Source organism: Variovorax sp. E3 (assembly GCF_016082275.1).
Classification (GTDB): Bacteria; Pseudomonadota; Gammaproteobacteria; order Burkholderiales; family Burkholderiaceae_C; genus Variovorax.
The window spans coordinates 1-21,835 of record NZ_MOWM01000144.1 but is presented as its reverse complement, the minus strand read 5'-3'; the positions used below and the strand labels follow the sequence as shown (position 1 = coordinate 21,835).

Below are 21,835 nucleotides of genomic sequence, written 5' to 3'. Positions count from 1 at the left end.
AGCCACCGCCGCCCACCGCCGCCAGCAGCGCGGTGCGCCAGCAACCGGCCGAGGCCGCGCCGCCGCCGCCCGTGCTGCGCTCGCAGTTGCCCCGGAACGTGACGGTGGATTCCGACCCCGCCGTGCTGTATGGCGGTGCCAACGACAAGGTCACCGTGGTGCAGATCGCCGACGTGCAGGCCGAGCAGGACGCGGTGCGCATCGTCAAGCGGGTGCGCATCAGCGGCATCGGCGCCTACATCGTCGGCGGGCCGGGCGGGGAGGGCAACCTCGTGCGCGCCGACGTGCCGCGCGACCCGCAGTCGGTCGACAACGCGGTGAGCGTGCTGCGCGAGCTGGGCTACAAGCCCGAATTGGTGGTCACGCCGTGAGCGCGATGTTGCAGGAGGCCGCCGTGCCGCTGCGCGCCTTGCCGCACGCCTGGGCGCGCAGCCACCGCATCGCCGTGCGGCAGGAGGGCGATGCGCGCTTCATCGTGGTGTGCGAGCGCACGCCGGGCTGGGCCGTGGTCGAGGCGCGCCTGCTGCTGGGCGAGCTGCCTTTGAGGCAGATCGGCCCGCAGGAAATGGACGCGCTGCTCGGCGCCACCTACGCCGAGACCGGCGATGCGGCCTCGGTGGTGGGCGCGGTGGAGCAGCAGGTCGACCTGGACCGGCTGATGCAGGACATTCCCGCCGTGACCGACCTGCTCGACGCGCAGGACGACGCGCCCGTCATCCGCATGATCAACGCCTTGCTCGCGCAGGCCGCGCGCGACGGCGCGAGCGACATCCACCTCGAGTCCTTCGAGACGCATTCGGTGGTGCGCTACCGCGTCGACGGCACGCTGCGCGACGTGGTGGCGCCGCGCAAGGCGCTGCACGCGGCGCTGATCTCGCGCATCAAGATCATGTCGCAGCTCGACATCGCCGAAAAGCGCTTGCCGCAGGACGGACGCATCACCTTGCGCGTGGGGGGGCGGCCGATCGACGTGCGCGTGTCGACCGTGCCGACCGCGCACGGCGAGCGCGCGGTGCTGCGCCTGCTCGAGAAAGACGCGGGCCGGTTGCGGCTCGAAAGACTCGGCATGGCGCCCGATACGCTCGCCGAGTTGTCGCGCCTCGTGCGGCAGCCGCACGGCATCGTGCTCGTCACCGGGCCGACCGGCAGCGGCAAGACCACCACGCTGTATGCAGCGCTGGGCCAGCTCGACCTGAGCACCAGCAACATCCTCACGGTCGAAGACCCGGTGGAATACGACCTGCCCGGCATCGGCCAGATTCCCGTGCACAGCAAGATCGGCATGACCTTCGGCGCGGCCCTGCGCGCGGCGCTGCGGCAGGACCCGGACAACATCATGATCGGCGAGATCCGCGACCTGGAGACCGCGCAGATCGCGGTGCAGTCGTCGCTCACGGGGCACGGCGTGCTGGCCTCGCTGCACACCAACGATGCGGTGTCGGCCGTCACGCGCATGACAGACATGGGCATCGAACCCTTTCTCTTGTCGTCGTCGCTGCTGGGCGTGCTCGCGCAGCGGCTGGTGCGCTGCCTGTGCCCCGCGTGCAAGGCACCGCAGACGCAGCCGGACGGCAGCGTCGTCTACGTGCCCGTGGGCTGCGCGCCTGCGGCAATTCGGGCTTCAAGGGGCGCACCGGCATCCACGAACTGTTCGTGGTGCACGACGACGTGCGGCGGCTCATCCACGAAGGCGGCGACGAGCAGGCCATGCGCGCGGCGGCCGCCAAGCGCGGCATGCGTTCCATGCGCGAAGACGGCCAGCGCTGGGTGCGCGAGGGCGTCACCACCGCCGAGGAGATCCTGCGCGTGACGCGCGACGCCTGAGGAGGGCGCACCACACCATGGCACGCTTCGAGTACGAGGCCGCGAGCGCCAGCGGCGAGCTTCAACGCGGCAGCACCGAAGGCGAGTCCGCGCGCTCGGTGCGCGCGCAGCTGCGCGAGCGCGGCCTGACCCCGCTCGACATCCGCGAGAAGGCCGCGAGCGGCGGCGCGCTCGCGTGGCTCAGCCCGCGCCTGGGCGCGGCCGACCTGTGCTGGGCCACGCGCGAACTCGCGAGCCTGCTGGGCGCGCGGCTCACGCTCGAAGCCGCGCTGGTTGCGACCATCGAACAGGCCGAACGCAAGCACGTCGCCGAGTCGCTGAGCGCCGTGTGCGACAGCGTGCGCGCGGGCATGCGGCTGGCCGATGCATTGGGCGAACGGCCGCGCGACTTTCCGCAGATCTACCGCGCGCTGGTGAGCGCGGGCGAAGACTCGGGCGACCTCGCGCGCGTGATGGAGCGGCTGGCCGACTACCTGGAGAACCGCGACAACCTGCGCGGCAAGGTGCTCACCGCGTTCATCTATCCGGCCATCGTCGGCTTCGTGTCGCTGTGCATCGTGGTGTTCCTGCTGGGCTACGTGGTGCCGCAGGTGATCGGCGCGTTTGCGCAGGCGAGGCAGGAACTGCCGGCCATCACCCGCGTGATGCTGGCCGCGAGCGCCTTCGTGCGCGAATGGGGCTGGCTCACGGCGGGCGTGATCGCCGGCGCGTGGATGGTTGCGCGCGCGTCGTTGCGCGACGCGGGGCGCAAGCTGAAGTGGCACTGCATGATCCTGCGCATGCCGATGGTGGGGCGCTATGCGCTGGGCGTGGACACCGCGCGCTTCGCGTCGACGCTGTCGATCCTCATGGACGCGGGCGTGCCTTTGCTGCGCGCACTGGAGGCCGCGCGCCAGACGCTGGTGAACGAATGGCTCAAGCGCTGCGTGCTCGAAGCCACCGGCCGCGTGAAAGAGGGCACGCCGCTCGCGGCGGCGCTCAAGGCGCAAAAGATTTTTCCGTCGAACCTCGTGCACCTGGTCGCCAGCGGAGAGAAGACGGGTGCGCTCGCGGCCATGTTCGAGCGCGCCGCGCTCAACCTTTCGCGTGACCTGGAGCGCCGCGCGATGCGGCTCACAACCTTGCTGGAACCCTTGATGATCCTTGCGATGGGCGGTGTGGTGATGGCCATCGTGCTGGCCGTGCTGATGCCCATCATGGAGATCAACCAGATGGTGCACTGAGCCGCTTCGGGCCCCTTGTTCGGGAGCTTTTTCGCGCCGTGTTCCCGAGCTTTTTTCGGGCTGCTGTCACCTCGCAAATCGAAGATCACTGCACCGCCAGAGGGGCGGTACGGAAGCGAGGGGACAGGCGAAACACAACACGACGCCCTGTCCCTGAAAGCTCATTTCTTTTGGTCCATTCAAAGGAGTTTCCATGCGTGCAATTTGCAAGACGGTCGCCCTGTCGGCCGTGATGATGGCGGGTCTGATGGCTGCGGGTGCCGTGTCGGCACAGACCGTCGTCGGCGGCGGCGCGACGCTGCCCGAGGCTTTCTACAAGGATCTTCTGCCCAGCGGCGTGGGCTTCACGGACTACACCTACACCGGCACGGGCAGCGGCGCCGGCAAGAAGGCGTTCCTGAACAACAACCCGCAAGCCACGACCGGCAGCGAGTTCCGCGACGAGAGCCAAAGCACCCGCCCGATCTGGCCGACGACCCAGTCGGTGCATTTCGCCGGCAGCGATTCCGCGCTGACCCAGGCCGAACTGGACGCCTACAACCCCGCCCACCTCAGCGGCTGGGGCCCCGTGATCCAGGTGCCCGGCGTGGGCACGCCCGTCCTGATTCCCTACAAGCGCTCGGGCATCAGCAACCTGGACCTGTCGGACGCGAAGATGTGCGCCATCTTCTCGAACAAGTCGGGTGGCATGACCTGGGGCCAGGTGCGTGGCACGGCCGACACCACGACCGTCAAGGTGGTCTATCGCACCGACACCAGCGGCACCACCGAACTGCTGAGCCGCTACCTCGTGGCCGCTTGCCCGAGCTCGGGCTTCAAGGTCTCGAACAGCTTCGCGGTCGTGGTCGGCAATGCGCTGCCGGGCTCCACCTCCACGACCGCCGTCGCGCCTCCCGCCCACTGGGTCGGCGTGTCGGGCAGCAGCGGCGTGACCGGTGCCATGACCACCGACAGCCGCCTGGGCTACCTGAGCCCGGACCCCGTGTACACGGGCAGCAGCAACGCGGTCGTCGCCAAGGTCAACGGCAACCTGCCGTCCGCCACCGCGATCCAGACCGCGCTGGCCACGCAGTCGCTGCCGGTCGGTGGTCCTTCCGCCGCCTCCAATCCGCTGGCCTGGGTCCCCGCCTACGTGAAGCCGACCCCGGCCACCGGCACGGGTTCGAACTATCCGATCTTCGGCACCACCAACCTGCTGGTGAACCAGTGCTACGCGAACGCCGGCGCGCAAGCCAAGGTCGTCGACTTCCTGACGCGCCTGTATGACGCCGACGCCACCGACCACAACTTCGTCAACGTGCCCGCCGCCTGGAAGACCGCGATCGTCAACACCTTCCTGACCCCGGCTTCGAGCAGCCTGGCCATCGGCCGCACCGACGTCTGCAACGGCATCGGCCGTCCGTAAGCACACAGACAGGCAAGCAGGTAGGAAAGCAAGGCAGCCGTTCGAGAGCTGCCGACCGCCGGCACCTGCCGCGCCGTTCACAGGCGCGGCAGGTGCCGGATTTGCGTTGAAGCGCGCCATGCATGCAAAGCGCCGCCGCGGAATCGAATGACATAGGCCGGATGTCGGCAACCGACGCATGTCATGGGAGCGTCACCGCGCCGGACTAAGGTCGCCCGGGTGTGCCCTGCGCGCCTAGCGCGTTCCGGCGGACGCGGCAACCCAGGAGCATGTGCACCCACCCGGTATGACAGCGAACTCGGCATCGGTCAGTGTGCTGGCACTGGTCTGGTGTCTGGCCGGTGCGGTCGCGCTGTGCGCGGTGCGCGGTGCGCATGCACAACCGCAAGAACAACAACAGCAGCCATCGACGTCGCCTTCGCCGGCGGCGCCCGTGGCACGGATCGAATTCGACATCAGCGCCCAGCGCCTGGGCGACGCCATCGAGGCCTACAGCAAGGCAACGGGGCTGGACATCTTGATCGACGGCGAGCATGCGCAGCGTTCTTCGGGCGCGGTGCGGGGCGCGCTGACTGCAATGGAGGCACTGGAGGCAATGTTGGCAGGAACTGGCCTGGAGGCGCGGTACGCGAACGCGGGCTCGGTGGTGATTCGTGCGTCCCGCGCGCCCGGTGTCGCGGCACGCGCGGCGCAAGGCGAAGCGCCGGCCGTCGAGGAGTCGGGGTTCAGCGCGGGAGAGGCCGCGCACCGCATCTATGCGGCCCAGGTGCAGCAAGCCCTGCGCGGCGGCCTGTGCGAATCGGCGCAGACGCGGCCGGGCGGCTACCGGCTCGCGCTGCAGCTGAGCCTGGATGCACAGGGCGTGGTGGAGCGCTTTCGCTTGCTGAGCACCACCGGCGAAGCAAGCCGCGATGCCGCCGTGCAGCGCAAGGTGCGCGGCCTGGCGGTCGGCGCGCCGCCGCCGCCTTCGCTGCCGCAGCCGCTGGTGATCCTGCTGCTGCCCGAGGGGCCGGGCGCGGAATCCGATTGCGGCGATGCCGCCTGGCGCACCACCGCGCGCACGCCATGAACGAAAGCCCTTTGTCGTCGCTGCGCGCGCGCATGGTCGTGCGCTATGCCGAACTGCGCGGCAAGCTGGAACGCATCGTCGGTTCGCGCGACGACGCGGCCGACGCGATGCAGGAAACCTGGCTGCGGCTGGCCGCCATGAGCGATGCGGGCAGCGTGAACAACGCCGATGCCTACCTGCTGCGCATGGCCGCGAACATTGCCACCGACCGCTACCGCCAGGACCAGGTGCTGCTGGTGCGCGGCGAGATCGACGACCTGGTGCACATCGTGGACGAGGCGGGCGACCCCGAGCGCATCGCTAGCGCGCGCAGCGACGTGCAGGCATTGAGCCAGGTGCTGGGGCGCATGCCGCAGCGGCGCCGCGCCATCCTCGTGGCCGCGCGTGTCGAGGGGCAGCTCAACGACGAGATCGCGCAGCGAATGGGCATATCGTTGAGCACGGTCGAGAAAGAGCTGCGCGCCGCGCTCGAATATTGCAAGAAGCATTTGCCGGATGTGGAGGCTGCCCAGCGCGGCCACTTTGCCGGTCCGAGAAAATACTGATGAGCGTCATGTCCTTTACCGAACCCGAACCCGGTGCACTTCACCGCCAGGCCCATGCCTGGTGGGAGCGGCTGCATTCGGGCCAGGCCACGCGCGCCGACGCCGATGCGTTCCGCGCGTGGGCCACGCGCAGCGCGGCGCATGCACAGGCATGGCGCGAGTGATGCGCGTGTGGTCCGCGCTCGACCCGCTGCTGGCCGAGGAGGCGGCGCGCCGTGCATCGCGCACCCGTGCGTTTTCCTGGCCGGGCGTGGCGCAAGCCTTGCGCTCGCCGGGGCGCCGGGCCTTTCTCGGCGGCGCGGTCACGGCAACCGTCGCGGCAGGCGTGCTGGCGGTCGATCCGCCGCTGGGCCTGTGGCCCTCGGTGGGCGACCTCACGGCGGACTACCGCACCGCCACGGGCGAGCAACGCCAGGTCGCGATGGGCGAGAACGCCAGCGTGCGCATGAACACGCAGACCCTGGTCAACCGCATCGGCGGCGGCGCGAGCCCGCGCGGCATGGAGCTGGTGGCGGGCGAGGCGGAGATTGCCACGGCGGGCGCGGCCGACTTCTTCGTGGAAGTCGCGGGCGGCCGCCTGCAGGGGCGCGCGGCGCGCTTCAATGTCCGCCACACCGGCCCCCAGGTGTGCGTGACCTGCATCGACGGCCGCGTGCAGGTGACGGTGGCGGGCCAGCAGCGCATGCTCGAAGCGGGCCGGCAGGTGGTGTACGACGCGAGCGGCGTGCGGGAGGTGACGCGGGCCGACGTGGCCAACGTGAGCACCTGGCGCACCGGTCGGCTTTCTTTCGACCGCATGCCGCTGGCCGAGGTGATCGACGAGATCAACCGCTACCGGCCGGGCCGGATCATCCTGCGCAACGAGGCGCTGGGCCGCACGCCGGTGCGCATGCAGCTGGCGCTGGGCAACATCGACAACGCGCTGGCGATGATCCGCGAGCTCTACGGCGCGCGCGTGCGCAGCCTGCCGGGCGGCATCGTGCTGCTGAGCTGACGACGACGTGGCGTTCAGATAATTTTTTACGGGTTGCCTCGCGCAGGCTCGTCATGGAGGTATGGAACCGACGCCTCATGACCACCCGCCGCACAGCGCTTGCAGCGACGACGTCTGCCTGAGCGAAGCGCTGGACTGGATCGTTCGCCTGAACCGCCTTCGCGCCGGCAAGGCGGAGCTTCTTGCGCTCGAGGCTGGTGCGCGCGCAGCGCGGCGCATGCGCGGGCCTGGCGCGATGCGCAGGCGCTGTGGCAGCTGCTGCTGCCCGCCGCGTGCGCGGTTTCCGAACGCCGGCGCCGGCCGCATTCGCGCGGCGCCGCCCCACGTCCGCGGATCGCCAGCAAGGCGGGCGACATCCGCATCTGTGATCCCGCCGCCGATGCCGATGCCGGCGCGGCCTCCGACATTCCGTCTTCGCACTTTCGCCCTGGGCAATCATGGTCTTGAATCCGCACACCCTTCACGCACGCCGGTTCACCGGCAGCAACGGCCTTCGTCCGACGCCGCTGGCGCGGGCCGTGACCCTGGCGCTCGCCGGCTTCGGCGCGCTGGGGTCGGTGCATGCGAACCAGGCCTTCAGCCCCGCATGGTTTGCCGACAAGGGCGCGGCCCAGGCCGGCGCCGCGCAGACCGGCCGCTTGCCCAACGGCATGCCCGCGTCGAGCCTGCTGGGGCCGACGCAGCAGCAACAGCAGGCGAATGCGCAGCTGCAGCGTTCGATCAGCAACCTGAACCTGGCTGCGCAGGCCATCGCGGCGCAACAGGCCGCGCAGGCCGCCGCGCGTGACGCGGCGCTGAAGGATCCTTCGTCGGCGCCCGACGGCCTGGCCGACGGCGGCCTGAAGGTCGACACCAACAGTCTCACCGCCGGCTGGCTCAATGCCAACGCACCCGTGCAGGCGCAGCAGGCCGACGGCCGCACCCATGTGGCGGTCCAGCAGACCGGCGACAAGGCCATCCTGAACTGGGAGACCTTCAACGTCGGCAAGAACACGACGGTCGACTTCAAGCAGCAGGCCGACTGGGCGCTGCTCAACCGCGTGAACGATCCGCAGGCGCGGCCTTCGCTGATCCAGGGCCAGATCAAGGCCGATGGCACGGTGCTGATCGCCAACCGCAACGGCATCGTCTTCAACGGCACCAGCCAGGTCGACACGCGCAACCTGGTGGCAGCCGCCGCGAAGATCAGCGACGAGCAGTTCAAGGCGCGCGGCATCCACAGCGCGAAAACGAGCGACAGCTACGCGCCGAGCTTCACAGATGCGGGCGGCGCGGTGAAGGTCGAGGCGGGCGCACAGATCACCACGGCCACGCCGGCTTCTGTCAAGCAGGGCGGCGGCTATGTGCTGATGCTGGGCCAGGACGTGAGCAACGCCGGCACAATCACCACGCCGCGCGGGCAGGTCCAACTGGCCGCGGGCGACTTCTTCATCGTGCGGCCCGGCCAGGGCACGGCCGCCAACCAGGCGTCCACCACGCGCGGCAATGAAGTGGCGCCGCAGTTCAATGCGGACAGCACGGCGGGCCGCGTCGTCAACACCGGCTTGTTGCAGGCGCCCGAGGGCGACATCACGCTGGCCGGCCGCAAGGTGGTGCAGGACGGCGTGGCGCTGGCCACCACCACCGTGGATGCGCGCGGCACCATCCACCTGTTGAACTCGGCGGCCGACAAGCTGGGCAGCGTCACCGTGACGCCCCGGGCGCTGAACGCGGTGCTGCTGGACGACAGGAACGGGCGCACCGCGCTCGACAGCCAGCGCGACGCGCTGGTCGCCGAAGGGCCCAGGCAGGCCCTGAACCGGGGCGAGCCGGGCGTGTTCGACAACCTGTCGCTCATCGACGACCGGCGGGACCTCTCGCGCATCGAGATCGTCTCGGGCGGCAGCGTGCTGTTCGAAGGCGGCTCCACCACGCTGGCCACCGGCGGGCAGCTCGCGGTGAGCGCGGGCAAGGCCACGGGCCGCAGCACCCTGGCCGACGGCGCGCGGCTGGACGTCTCGGGCGCGGTGGGCGTGCAGGTCGCGATGGCGTCGAACAACATCCTGATCAACATCCAGGGCAACGAGCAGCGCGATTCGCCGCTCAACCGCGACAACGCGCTGCTGAACAACCGCAACGTATGGATCGACCGCCGCAAGCTGCAGCGCCTGGCGGCGGGCACGGGCGGCTACGACAAGGACCGCTGGTACACGCCGGGCGGCCTGCTCGAAGTCGGCGGCTACCTGGGCCTGCAGGGGCACGGCATCGGCGAGTGGGCGGCGCAGGGCGGCAGCGTGACCTTCACCGGCGGCGAGGTGGTCACCCACGCGGGCTCGAACATCAACCTGTCGGGCGGCACGCTCGACGTGCAGACGGGCCTGATTCGCCAGAGCTGGCTTAAGGGACCGGACGGGCGTCTGTACGAGGTGTCGAAGGCGCGCGACGACATCGCCTACACGGGGCTTTACCGCGGCTTCGAAGACGAGCACAAGCGCTGGGGCGACAAGACCACGGGCTTCTTCTACAACCCGCTGATCGGTCCGCAGCAGCGGCTGGAAAACGGCTACACCGTGGGTCGCGACGCGGGCCGGCTGGTGGTGGCCACCGACGCGGCGGTGCTCGAAGGCGGCATCACCGCGACGGCCTACCAGGGGCCGAGCCAAGTGGCGCGGGCCGATGCCGGGCTCGACGGCTATGCGCAGGCCCACGGCGCGGCGGCACAGGCGGCGCAGCTCATCCTGGGCAACTACGTCACCGGCTACAACCCCAATGCGGCGCTGGGGCCGGTCGGGGTCTTCCATCAGCTGGTGCCGACCTTCGATCGCGTGGTCTTCGGCACCACGCAGCCGGACATCGGCGCGGGGCTCTCGCCCGACGCGCCGCTGCCGCCCGAGCGCCGGGACACGCTCTACATCGACAGCGAACGGCTCAACGGATTCGGGCTCGGCGAGGTCACGGCGCTGGCAAACAAGCGCGTGAGCGCCGAAGGCGCGCTGTCGGTGGTGCCGGGCGGGCGCATCCGTCTGCATGCGACGCAGGTGTCGGTCGATGCCGACCTGACGGCGCGCGGCGGCAACATCGTGCTGGGCAATGTGCTGAGCGGCATGACGCCCACCGGCATCAAGGACGGCCCGCTGCCGGTGGGAGCCGACACACCGGTGGAAGTGGTCGTGGCCAAGGGCGTGAAGCTCGACGCGCGCGGCCTGTGGAGCAACCTGCGGCTCGATCCGGGCAACGCCCGCGGCCTGCCGTACCTGGACGGCGGCAGCGTCGACATCCGCAGCTCGGGCGCGGTGACGCTTGCGGCCGGCGCGCTGATCGACGTCTCCTCGGGCGGCGCGGTGCTGATCGACGGCAAGACGCGCGGGGGGCGCGGCGGCGACGTGACGCTGTTCGCGGACACCCAGCCGGCGGACCCGGCCAGCCATGCGCTCCTCGCGGTCGACGGTGAGATCCGCGGCTACGGCGTCAACGGTGGCGGCACGCTGCGGCTGGCGTCGGGCACCGGCATCGTCGTCGGCGGAAAGAACGTGGGCACGGGCCTGCTCGAAGCCGGCCAGGCGGCGCTGACCGATGCCGTCCTGCTGCAGGACTACCAGGTCCGCGCGGGCGACATCCTGCCGGTGGACTACAGCTACCAGCGCACGCGCGCGCTGGCGGGCGAGGCCGTGTCGTCGGTGCCGTTCTTCGATGCCAATGCCAACGCCGTCACGCTGGCGGCCCCCTGGAAGTTGCCGGATGCGGTGGGCACCAACACGGGCCTTTACTCCGTCACGGCCATCGTCAACGGCCGGAGCCAGACCTTCCGGGGCTACACGGCCAACGATTCCGACGGAAAGACAAGCGACACGGTGCCCGCGGGCGCGAAGGTGACGCGGATCTCCGTCAACAACAACAACTTTCCGAGGGGCTACGTCGTGCCGGCGAACGTGTTCCCGAACGGGTTCGCGATCATTGCCGAGACAGCGACGGTGGCCGCCGGCCGCGTCGCGCCCGCCGACTTCACGGTCAAGGACGGCACGCGGGTCGCGGCCGGCGCCGTGTTCACGCAACAGGTGAAAACGAGCGCGAATGTGGCGCTCGACCCCGGCGTCTTCCAGTCGGGCTTTGCGCGCTACGACGTCAACGGCCACATGGGCGTGGCCGTGGCCGGCCAGGTCGGGCTCGACGTGGCGATGCCGGTCTACCGTTTCACCGACACGTCGCGGAACGTCGCCACCGGCGAGCGGCCGGCCAACGCGCTCGAACTGTGGACGCCGCCGGTCTGGACCGAAGACCCGATGAAGAGCGTGCTCACGCAGCGCGGCGGGGCGAGCGTGGTGCTGCAGTCGACCGTGGGTACGGGCAGCGGAGTCACGGCCAGCGGCGTGGTCGATGTGCAGGCGGGTGCGGCGATCACGGTCGATCCGGGGCAGTCGATCGCGCTGCAGGGCCGCGATGTCAGCGTCGAAGGCCGGCTGGTTGCGCCCGGCGGCACGATCGCGATCGGCGGCGGCAGCGCGGACCCCGCCAAGGCCGGCCTGTTCTGGATCGGCGAGCAGGCCGTGCTCGATGTCGCGTCGCGCGCCGCCACCGCGCGGGACGTGTCCGGCCGCACCTACGGCCGCGTCGCCGACGGGGGCACGATCCGCATCGGCGGTTTGCTGGACTGGGAGGCCAGCGGCCAGGCCGATGCCGCGAATGCCTTCATCGTGATGCGGCCGGGTGCGCTGCTGGACGCGTCCGGCAGCAGCGCCGTGCTGGACAGCGGGACGGGTGCCGGCATGGGCACGCGCGTGGCGGTGGCCGGCAACGGCGGCTCGATCGTGCTCGCCTCGACGCGGGGCCTGTACATGGACGGCACGATGCGCGCGGCCTCGGGCGGCGCCGGCGCCGCGGGCGGCACGCTGGCGCTGGCGCTCGAATCGACGAACTACTCCACGCTGCAGCCCATCCGCGGCGACGCGCTGCACCATCGCGAGCTGGTGCTGGCGCAAACGCAGGGGCCCAGCGCGTTGGCGGCGGCGCGGGGCCTGTCCGATGCGCGGACGCTGCTGGCCACCGGCACGGCGCGCATCGGTGTCGACCGCATCGAGGCCGGCGGCTTCGACAACCTCTCGATGCTGGTCTACGGCCCGCTGAGCTTCGACGGCGACGTGGCCCTGCGCATGGGCCAGAGCCTGCGCCTTTATGCAGGCACCCTGGCGCCGGGCGAGAACGCGCCGGCCGCATCGAGCGTGTCGCTGTCGGCGCCCTATGTGCGCCTGGCGGGCGTGACGCGCCTGCAGCTCGACCTGAGCACGCTGCCTTCGGCCAAGTGGCGAAACGGCGTGAACGCCGCGCCGTCGCTGCAGGAAGCGAGCGGGACCTTGTCGGTGCGCGCCGACCTGATCGACATCCGTGACTCCGTCGGCTCGGGCACGCACGTCGGGATCGACCAGCGCAACGGGCAGTACACCGTGGACCGGCGCGGCTTCGCGATGATGGACCTTGCGAGCAGCGGCGACATTCGCCTGCTCGGCGGCACGCGCGGCATCGACGGCGACGTGACCACTGAACTCTCGACCCCGGGCAGCCTGACGCTGACCGCCGCGCAGATCTACCCCGCGACCGGCGCCCGCACCCAGATCGTGGCGGGCTTTCCCGCCCTGGGCGTGGACCCCGACACGAACTTGCCGTTCAACTATGCGGCCGGCAGCGTGCTGGCGATCCACCGCCAGGGCGACGCCGATCCGGCCATGCCTTACACCGCCTTCGGCAGCCTCGCGCTGGGGGCCGAGACCATCGAGCAGGGGGGCGTGGTGCGCGCGCCGCTCGGGCGGATCGTTCTGGGCTCCCATGCGGACGGCGCGTCGGCCACGCATGTGGACCTGCTCGCGGGCAGCCTCACTTCGGTCAGCGGCGCGGGGCTGACGATGCCCTACGGCGGCACCACCGACGGCCTGGGCTACATGTACAACGGCCAGCCCCTGGCGCTGGACAACGTCGGCGGCATGCGTCCGGCGGCGCGACCGTCGGGCGCGGCATCGGCCTGAAGGGCAGCCACGTCGACGTCCGGGGCGGCGCGGTGCTCGACCTGTCGGGCGGCGGCACGCTCGCGGGCGCCGGCTTCGTCGCGGGCCGCGGCGGCTCGGTCAACATCCTGACGACGCCGCTGGCCAGTGCCAATCCGGTCAACGGCTACAGCAGCGCGAAGAACACGGTCTACGCAATCGTGCCCGGCTACGGCGCAGGCTATGCACCGGTGGCGCCCGAGGCGGGCTTCGGCACGCCGGGCATCGGCCAGCAGATCACGGTGCCGGCGGGCGTGCCGGGCCTGCCGGCCGGCACCTACACGCTGATGCCGTCCAACTATGCGCTGCTGCCCGGCGCGTTCCGGGTGGAGATCGGGGCCACGGACCGCCTGGGCATTCCGGGCGTCAGCGACGTCGGCGGCGGCTCCTATCGCCTGGCCGGGCAACTGGGCGTGGCCAACACCGCGATCCGCGCGTCGCTGCCCAGCCAGCTCATCGTCACGCCGGGCAGCCAGGTGCGCAGGCACTCCAGCTACAACGAGACCGACTACAACGCCTTCGTGCTGGCCGATGCCGCGCGGCGCAGCTACCTGCGCGCCATGCTCACGTCGGACGCGAAGACGCTGGACATCTCGCTCGTGAAACCGGCCGAGGCGGACGCCGAGCGCACCGGCCTGAAGTTCGACGGCCAGCTGCGCCTGGGCGCCCAGCCCGGCACGCCGGGCTATGGCGGCACGGTCAACGTGCGCGGCCTCGGCGAAGTCCTGGCGGCGGGGCAGGCGGCCACCGACGGCCTCGTGGGCGCCTCCGTTCATGCCGACGAACTGAACAGGCTCCAGGCACCCAGGCTCGTGCTCAATGGCGCCATCGCCACGGGCTACGGGAACACCGGCTATCTCGCGGAGATCGTGGGTGACGGCAACCTGGTGCTGCGCAGCGGCGCCAGCCTGTCGGCGGGCGAAGTCATCCTTGCGAGCAGCCCGGGTTTCGACGGCGACCGCAGCATCGTCATCGAGCAGGGCGCGTCGATCAGCACGATCGGCAAGGGCAGCGGCGGCTTCGATTCGCGCAAGGGCTACCTGTTCACGGGCACGGGCGTGGTGGCGCTGTCCAACGGCTGGCTGAACCTGCAGCTGGGCAACCCCCTGTCGGGGCCGACCAGCACCGTGGCGGTCGACATCGGCAGTTGCGTGAGCGAGGCCTGCGGCGGCACGACGCGCCTGGTGTCCGAGGGCACGCTGGCCATTGCCACCGGCGGCTCGCTGACGCTCACGCCCAAGGTCTCCTACGGCACGCGCAACCTGCTGCTCGCGCTGGCCGCGGTCAACCTCGGCGAAGACGCGAGCATCGCGAATGCCGACGCCAACGGCCAACTGCCGCGCGGCCTGGTGCTGAACCAGGCGAAGCTCGACCAGCTGCTGGCCGGCAACACCGCCATCGGCGCGCCGGCCCTGGAAACGCTGACCCTCAATGCGCGCGACGCGGTCAATGTCTTCGGCGCGGTGAAGCTGGACGCCTCGAGCCTGCAGCGGCTGGTGCTCGGCACACCCGCCATCTACGGCTACGGCGCCGCCGGCGACGTGGCAACGATCCGCGCGGGCGAGTTCGTCTGGGCCGGCTCGCAGGCCGCGCCCGGCGCGGCCATGCGCACGCTGCTGGGCGACGGCACGCTGGACATCGCGGCCCGCTCGATCGTGTTCGGGCCGGGGCCCTACGCGCAGCCTGCCGGCCTTGGCACCGATGCGCGCATTGCGCTGGGCTTCGGCAACGTGAAGCTGACGGCTTCCGAGCAGATCACTTCCAGCGGCGGCAACACGCTCGCGGTGTATCGCCGCCAGGGCGAGTACACGACGGGCGAGGGCTATGCCTACGAAGGCGGCAACCTGCAGATCGCGGCGCCGGTGCTCACCGGGCAGGCCGCCTCGAAGACGCGCATCACGGCAGGCGGCGACATCACCGTGGCCGCCGTGCAGGGCGCGGGCGCATCGAGCGACGCGCTGGGCGCCACGCTGGAGCTCAAAGGCCGGCGCATCGGCGTGGACGGCAACATCGCGCTGCCTTCGGGCCGGCTGGTGCTGTCGGCCACCGACGACATCGCGCTGGGCGGCGGTTCGCGCATCGACCTGTCGGGGCGCAAGGTGTCGCTGTTCGATGTCGACAAGTACAGCTGGGGCGGCGACTTCGTGCTGTCGAGCGCGGCCGGCAACATCACCCAGGCGGCGGGTTCGCTCATCGATGTCTCGGCGCGCTTCAACCGCGGCGGCACGATCGAGGCCACCGCGCTGGGCGCCGACGCGGGCCGTGTCGAGCTGGCCGGCGCGATCCGCGGCGCCAGCAGCGGCACCTATGACGCCGGCGGCACGGTGGTGCCCTACGACGCGGCCGAACTCACGGTGCGCGCGCAGGTCCTCGGCGACTTCGCGGGCCTGAACAGCCGGCTCAATGAAGGCGCCGTGTTCGGCGCGCGCCGCTTCCAGATCAAGCAGGGCGACCTCGTCGTGGGCGACGGCGTGAAGGCGCGCGAGGTGTCGATCGCGCTGGACGGCGGCAACCTGCGCGTGGACGGCCGCATCGACGCGAGCGGCTACCAGGTCGGCGCGATCCGCCTGGCGGCCAAGGGCGGCCTCACGGTCGACGGCACGCTCGACGCGCATGGCACGGGCCTGCGCGTGGACGGCTACGGCAAGATCATCGACAGCCCGAACCGCGCGGTGGTCGAGCTGACCAGCAGCGACGGCACGCTCACGCTCGGCGCCAACGCACGCATCGACCTGCGCGCCGGCACCGACGTGCCCCTGGGCGCCGAGCCGGGCCGGAACGACGGCCGCGCGCGCGGCACTCTCGACCTCAATGCGCCGCGCGTGGGCACCGACGACGTGGCGCTCACCGTCAACGGCACGCCGCTCGTGCAGGGCGCGAAGCGCGTGGCGGTCAATGCGTTCCGCCGCTACGACGACATGCCGCTGGCTGCCCAGCCCGATGTGTCGGGCTTCAGGCCCCAGCTCATCACGCAGGCCGAGCTCGATCGCATCGACGGCGACAGCCAGCGCTTCATCAACGCCGCGCTCGGCAACGCGGGCTTGAGCCGCCGGCTCGCGGGCCTGGGCAGCTATCACCTGCGCCCGGGCGTGGAGATCGTCAGCAACAGCGCGATCAATCCGCATGGCGACCTCACGGTGGACGGCGACCTGGACTTCTCGGGCTACCGCTACGGCCCTGACGCCAACGGGCGCGGCTTCGGCGAGCCGGGCCGGCTGGTGGTCCGCGCGGGGGGCACCCTCAACATCAACGGCAGCATCAACGACGGCTTCGCGCCGCCCGCCGCCACGCCCGGGGACAGCGCCTGGGTGCTGACCACCGGCACCAGCAATTTCGGCGGCGACATCGTGGTGCCGATCGACGGCGTGAAGCTGGAGGCCGGCACGCGCTTCGGCGCGGGCGCGGTCCTCAACTACCCCGTGACCGTGGTGACCGACAGCGGCGTGCCGCTGCCGGCCGGCACGCTGCTGCCGGTGGCCGCGGTGCTCACGGCCGGCATGAACCTGCCGGCGGGCACCGTGGTGGCGGCCGACATCTACAACGTCGACGGGCAGACCGTGGCCTATGCCGCGGGCACGGTGCTGCCGGCGGCCGTGGCGCTCGAGCCCGGCATGCGGCTGGGGGCCGGCACGGTCCTGCGCTCGGAGGCCTACGTGGAGGCGCTGATCTGGCCCAAGGGCGTGCCGCTGCCGGTGGCGATGAACACGACCGAACAGATCGAGCTGAAGCGCGGCTCGCTCATTCCGTCGATGACCACGGTGCAACTGCTCGACGGCCTGCCGGTCAACCTGCGCCCCGTGGTGAACGGCGCGCAGGGACGCAACTGGGCGGTCGCGCCGATGCTGGGCGCCGGCGCCACCTCGTGGGACCTGAACCTGGTGGCGGGGGCCGACCTTGGCGCGGCGGACCGGCGCGCGCTCAACCCGGCCTCGGCCGGGGCGATCCGGCTGGCCGACACGCACTACGTGGTCGACCCGTCGCTGGACGGCGTGGGCGGCAGCCTGTTGCCGCCCAACGCCTTCAGCGTGCTGCGCACGGGCACGGGCGACCTCTCGCTCATTGCAGCGGGCGACATCCGCATGGATTCGCTCTATGGCGTGTACACCGCCGGCACCGCGACGGCCGTGGACGCGGCCTACAACCGCGCGCGGGGCACGGGCGCCGACGGCACGGTGATCGGCGCCCAGTCGGGGCTGCCCGAGTACGCCGAGAGCCTGGCCGCCTACAGCGCCTGGTATCCGGACCAGGGCGGCAACGTGCTGGTGTCCGCCGGCGGCAGGCTCGTGGGCGACCTCGCCGGTGCCCAGACGGCCGGCGGGCGGGGGACCACCAGCGCCATCGCGGGCAACTGGCTCTGGCGCCAGGGTTCGGGCTCGGCCGCCGTCGACGGCGCGATTCCCGCGTCGTGGTGGATCAACTTCGGCGCCTACACGGCGAACGACGACACCGCGCCCGGCCTGACCGGCTTCACCGGCATCGGCGCGCTGGGCGGCGGCAACGTGGCGGTGCGCGCGGGCGGCGACGCCGGCGCGATCGGCCAGCGCGGCGTCGCGTCGTCCGGCAACAACCCGGCGGAGCGCAGCGAAGCGCTGGTGATCGCGGTGGGCAGCACCGGCCGGGTCGGCGCCGACGGCGCGCTCGCGCTCACCGGCGGCGGCGACATCGACATGCGCATCGCGGGCGCGCTCAATCCCAACCGGGCACTCACCGACGCTTCACCGCTGGAGAAGCTGTCGCTCACCGGGGCCGTCGCCAACCTGCGCGGCGCCACCCAGTTGCGCGCGGCATCGATCGGCAGTTTCGGCCGGCTGTACGGGGTGGACCCGGTCGATACGCGCGGCATCGATCCGTTCACCGCCACCCGTGCCGACGTGCGGGGCGGCATCAACCTGGTGCCGGGCGACGCGGCGTTCTACGTGCAGACGCTCGGCGACCTGGCGCTGGGCACCGCGGCCGACCCGGGGCGCGGCGACACGCCCAACAGCTCGGCCTTTTCCGTCAACGGGGTTGGCTACAGCGGCGGCGGCCAGGGGTGGTTCAGCCTGTGGACCGACCGCAGCGCGATCAACCTGGTGTCGGCCGGCGGCCACCTGACGCCGGGCATGTCGGCGCTGCAGAGCAACGGCCGGCTGCGCACGGCGCCCGATGATGCGTGGGTCGTCTACCCCTCGGTCTTCCGGGCCGCGGCCCTGACCGGCAGCCTTTTCTACGGCAGCGCGGCAGTGCAGTCCACCCAGCCGGACTTCCTGAACTACGGCCTGACGCTGGCGCCCTCGCCGAAGGGGGAGCTCGAGGTGCTCGTCGGCGGGTCGATCCATGCGGGCCAGTCCTCCATGGGCATGTCCGGCGCGGGCGCGTTGTTGCCCACGCCGTTCAACCCCGCGTTCGTCGGACAGGAGAACGGGCAGGGCGATGTGCTGGTGACCAACGCGTCGAGCGACGGCATCGCGGTCATCGGCAAGACCTTCAACGGACCGTCGCTCTTCGCCTTCGGTCCGAACAGCGCGCAGATCCGGCTGGACCGCGCCGCCGGTGCGCCGCCCATTCGCTTCTACGCGGCGGGCGGCGACATCGTCGGGCTCAAGACGGGCGAGACGGTGAGCCTGAACAACGGCGCGCGCACCTGGTACGACGGCGCCGGACCGGTCTGGGTCAAGGCCAGCCGCGACATCGTCAGCACCGGCGACGCGCCGGGCACCACGACGCAGGGCAACAGCAAGTTCGGGGGCTCCGCCACGTTGCACGGCAGTCTCGTGGTCCACACCGACCCGACCGACGTTTCCATCGTCTCCGCCGGCCGCGACATCCTCTACGCCAACGTCGACATCGCCGGCCCCGGCACGCTCGAAGTGTCCGCCGGCCGCAACCTGCTGCAGGAAGACCGCGGCGGCATCACGTCGATCGGGCCGGTGGTGCCGGGCGACACGCGCCCCGGCGCGTCGGTTGCGCTGATGGCCGGCATCGGCGCCTCGGCGCTCGACATGTCGGCCATTCGCGCGCGCTACCTCGACCCGTCGAATCGCGCCGAAGCGGGCACGCCGCTGGCCGAGCAGCCGGGCAAGGCCGCGAAGACCTACGAAGCTGAGCTGGCCGCGTGGCTGCGGTCGCGCTACGGTTTCAGCGGCAATGCCGCGCAGTCGCTCGCGTACTTCGACGCGCTGGCGCCCCAGCAGCAGCGCGTCTTCCTGCGCGAGGTGTACTACGCCGAGCTGCGCGCGGGCGGGCGCGAATACAACGACGCCACCAGCAGCCGCGTGGGCTCGTACCTGCGCGGGCGCGAAATGATCGCCACGCTGTTCCCCGACCGCGATGCCGCGGGCCGCGAGATCGCGCGCAGCGGCGACATCACGATGTTCGGCGGCTCGGGCGTGCGCACCAATTTCGGCGGCGACATCGAGATGCTGGCGCCGGGCGGCAAGATCATTCTCGGGGTGCAGGGCCAGGTGCCGCCGGCCACCTCGGGCGTGATGACGCAGGGGCAGGGCGACATCCGCCTGTTCAGCGAAGGCAGCCTGCTGCTGGGGCTGTCGCGCGTCATGACGACCTTCGGCGGCGATATCTTCGCGTGGTCCGAGAAGGGCGACATCAACGCCGGGCGCGGCTCGAAGACGACGGTGCTGTTCACGCCGCCCAAGCTGGTGTACGACAACGTGGGCAACGTCGAGATCTCGCCGCAGGCGCCGAGCTCGGGCGCGGGCATCGCCACGCTGGCGCCCATTGCCGAAGTGCCGCCGGGCGACGTCGATTTGATCGCCCCGCTGGGCACGATTGATGCGGGCGAAGCGGCATTCGCGTGTCGGGCAACGTGAACGTGGCGGCGCTGCAGGTGGTGAACGCGGCCAACATCCAGGTCAAGGGCCAGTCGGCCGGCCTGCCGGTGGTGGCGGCGGTGAACGTGGGCGCGCTGACCAGCGCCAGCGCCGCCGCGTCGCAGGCCACGGTGGCGGCGCAAGAGGCCTTGCAGCGCGAGCGCGCGGCGCAGCGCCAGGCGCTGCCTTCGGTGTTCACGGTGCGCGTGCTGGGCTTCGGCAACGAGCCGGCGGGCGGCGGTGGCGCGTCGGACGACAGCAACAACAACAGGCCTTCGGCCACCCCGGTCAGCTACAACCCGCGCAGCGTGATCCGCGTGCTCGGTGGCGGCGGCAAGCTGCCGCCCGCGGCGAGCCGGCAACTGACGGACGAGGAGCGCGCCAACCTGCAACGCTGATGACCCGCGCCGGCGCCGCGTGCGCGGCGCTCCCGTCGTTCCTTCCTTGTCTCAGGCCCGGCCTTGCCCGCCACCGGCGATCCCGGCCGGCGGGCGGGCGGGGCGTTCAGCGAAAACCACCATGACCCCCAACACGTCGACCCCGGCGATTCGCCGCAGTGCGCCGGACCGGTTCTCCGGGCTGTTTTCTTCGTTCCCCAGGCTGCCCCTGGCATGGCGCGCGTTCGACGAAGGCATCGAGCTGCTGGCCGAACCGGAACGCGAGCCCGCGCCGCGCGTGCCGGCGAAGAAGCGGCCGCGCCCGAGGTCGACCTGCAGGCGCACCTGGCCACGCACTACAAGGCGCTGCACCGCCGCCTGGAGCGCCAGCTCGGTTGCCGGGATCTGGCGAGCGAATGCCTGCACGACGCCTGGCTTCGGCTGGGCGAACGCCAGCCGCGCGAGACGCCCGCCAACCCCGACGCCTACATCTACCGCGTGGCCTGCAACCTCGCGATGGACAGCCTGCGCGAGCGCAAGCGATGGACCGGGTTGAACGAGGACGCACCGACGTCGACGTCATTGCCGACCTGCAGCCGGGGCCCGACCTGATCGCCGAGGCGCGCTCCGAAGTGGCGGCGGTCGACCGCGCGATGCAGCGGCTGCCGGGGCGCCACCAGTCGGTGCTGCTGGCGCTGCGCTGGCACGAGATGTCGCGCCAGGAAGTGGCGCGGCGCCACGGCGTGTCGCTGCGCAAGGTGGACACCGCCTTGCGACAGGCACTGGGCGGGCTGCGTTGATGACGATGACGACGACGCGCCTGCGCCGCTGTCACGCATCCTGTTGCATAGTCATCCAGGAAGTGGAGGGAGTCAGATGACGATGATGAAGTGGATGTCGCCGCTGCGGGTCACCATGCAGGAGCTCGATGCCAAGCTCTCGAAGATCGTGGAGCGCGCGCGCGAGGAGCCGGTGGCGGTCAACCGCTACGGCTCGCCCTGGGTCTGGATCGTGAGCCACCAGGCCTGGGTACAGGCCGACAACCTGCGCGCGCTGGTGCCGCAGGGCCACCCGCTGGTGCCGCTGCGCGACCAGGTGGAAGACGCGCTGCGCTACGAGCGCGACCTGCTGGCCGACCTGGAGCGCCAGCACGGCATCACCGTGGGCGCGGCCACGCTGTTCAAGTGCCTGATGCTGCAGATCATCTACTCGCTCGAAGACAGCGAGAAGGTGCACGAGAGCCTGGCCTACAACATGCTGTTCCGCTGGTTCGCGGGCTTCGAGAAGTTCGCCGACGAGCTGCCGGCGCGCGCGCAGTTCACGCACGAGCTGAATGCGGTGGGGGCCGATGCGCGGGCGGTGCGCGTCATCACGCGCTGCCTGTCGCACTCGTTTTTGCCGGAGTCGGGCGACGGCGATTTCAGGGTCAATCGCGGTTTGTTGCATGCGTTGTCGGCGTGGGCTTCCGCCGCGCCCGGCGCGGTGGCGCCGGACCATGCCGTGGCGCGCTAGGCGCAAGGCCCCGAGGCCCCGCCGGTGCGCGGGGTCAACGTGTGGCGGATGTCGCGGCGTCGGCGG

10 protein-coding genes and 3 pseudogenes are annotated in these 21,835 nt (G+C 71.3%); all 13 read left to right on the top strand.

Annotation, left to right across the window (positions count from 1 at the left end):
• A pseudogene (locus BMG07_RS32500) lies at positions 1–371 on the top strand (type II secretion system protein GspD); the annotation flags it as partial.
• Between the two features lie 5 nt (positions 372–376).
• Positions 377–1,824, top strand: a pseudogene (gene gspE, locus BMG07_RS32495) (type II secretion system ATPase GspE).
• A gap of 17 nt (positions 1,825–1,841) precedes the next feature.
• On the top strand, positions 1,842–3,047 hold the full coding sequence (gene gspF / locus BMG07_RS32490; protein WP_198087958.1) for a type II secretion system inner membrane protein GspF: 1,206 nt from the start codon (positions 1,842–1,844) through the stop codon (positions 3,045–3,047).
• 193 nt (positions 3,048–3,240) lie between these two features.
• Complete coding sequence (locus BMG07_RS32485; protein ID WP_198087957.1) at positions 3,241–4,452, top strand: substrate-binding domain-containing protein; 1,212 nt, start codon at positions 3,241–3,243, stop codon at positions 4,450–4,452.
• A gap of 286 nt (positions 4,453–4,738) precedes the next feature.
• Positions 4,739–5,521: an STN domain-containing protein gene (locus BMG07_RS32480; RefSeq protein WP_198087956.1), complete on the top strand. Its 783-nt coding sequence runs from the start codon at positions 4,739–4,741 to the stop codon at positions 5,519–5,521.
• Positions 5,518–6,066, top strand: a complete 549-nt coding sequence (locus tag BMG07_RS32475) for an RNA polymerase sigma factor (protein ID WP_198087955.1) — start codon at positions 5,518–5,520, stop codon at positions 6,064–6,066. Before BMG07_RS32480 ends, BMG07_RS32475 begins: the two co-directional genes overlap by 4 nt.
• Positions 6,066–6,230 (top strand): DUF4880 domain-containing protein, encoded by a 165-nt coding sequence (locus BMG07_RS43225; protein ID WP_269759614.1) that lies wholly within the window; start codon positions 6,066–6,068, stop codon positions 6,228–6,230. The genes BMG07_RS32475 and BMG07_RS43225 overlap by 1 nt, the downstream gene beginning before the upstream one ends.
• A complete protein-coding gene (locus tag BMG07_RS32470) occupies positions 6,230–7,060 on the top strand; it encodes a FecR family protein (RefSeq protein ID WP_269759613.1) in 831 nt (276 codons plus the stop codon). The genes BMG07_RS43225 and BMG07_RS32470 overlap by 1 nt, the downstream gene beginning before the upstream one ends.
• Before the next feature lie 437 nt (positions 7,061–7,497).
• The gene (locus tag BMG07_RS32465) at positions 7,498–13,053 is read left to right on the top strand and encodes a filamentous hemagglutinin N-terminal domain-containing protein (RefSeq protein WP_269759612.1); all 5,556 of its coding nucleotides are present in this window, start codon (positions 7,498–7,500) and stop codon (positions 13,051–13,053) included.
• A 305-nt stretch (positions 13,054–13,358) separates the two neighbouring features.
• A pseudogene (locus BMG07_RS32460) lies at positions 13,359–20,278 on the top strand (filamentous haemagglutinin family protein).
• Between the two features lie 213 nt (positions 20,279–20,491).
• Complete coding sequence (locus BMG07_RS32450; protein ID WP_198087953.1) at positions 20,492–20,869, top strand: RNA polymerase sigma factor; 378 nt, start codon at positions 20,492–20,494, stop codon at positions 20,867–20,869.
• The gene (locus BMG07_RS32445; RefSeq protein ID WP_198087952.1) at positions 20,800–21,057 is read left to right on the top strand and encodes an RNA polymerase sigma factor; all 258 of its coding nucleotides are present in this window, start codon (positions 20,800–20,802) and stop codon (positions 21,055–21,057) included. The genes BMG07_RS32450 and BMG07_RS32445 overlap by 70 nt, the downstream gene beginning before the upstream one ends.
• Positions 21,058–21,133: 76 nt before the next feature.
• Positions 21,134–21,769 (top strand): transposase, encoded by a 636-nt coding sequence (locus tag BMG07_RS32440; RefSeq protein WP_198087951.1) that lies wholly within the window; start codon positions 21,134–21,136, stop codon positions 21,767–21,769.
• The last annotated feature ends 66 nt before the right edge of the window (positions 21,770–21,835 follow it).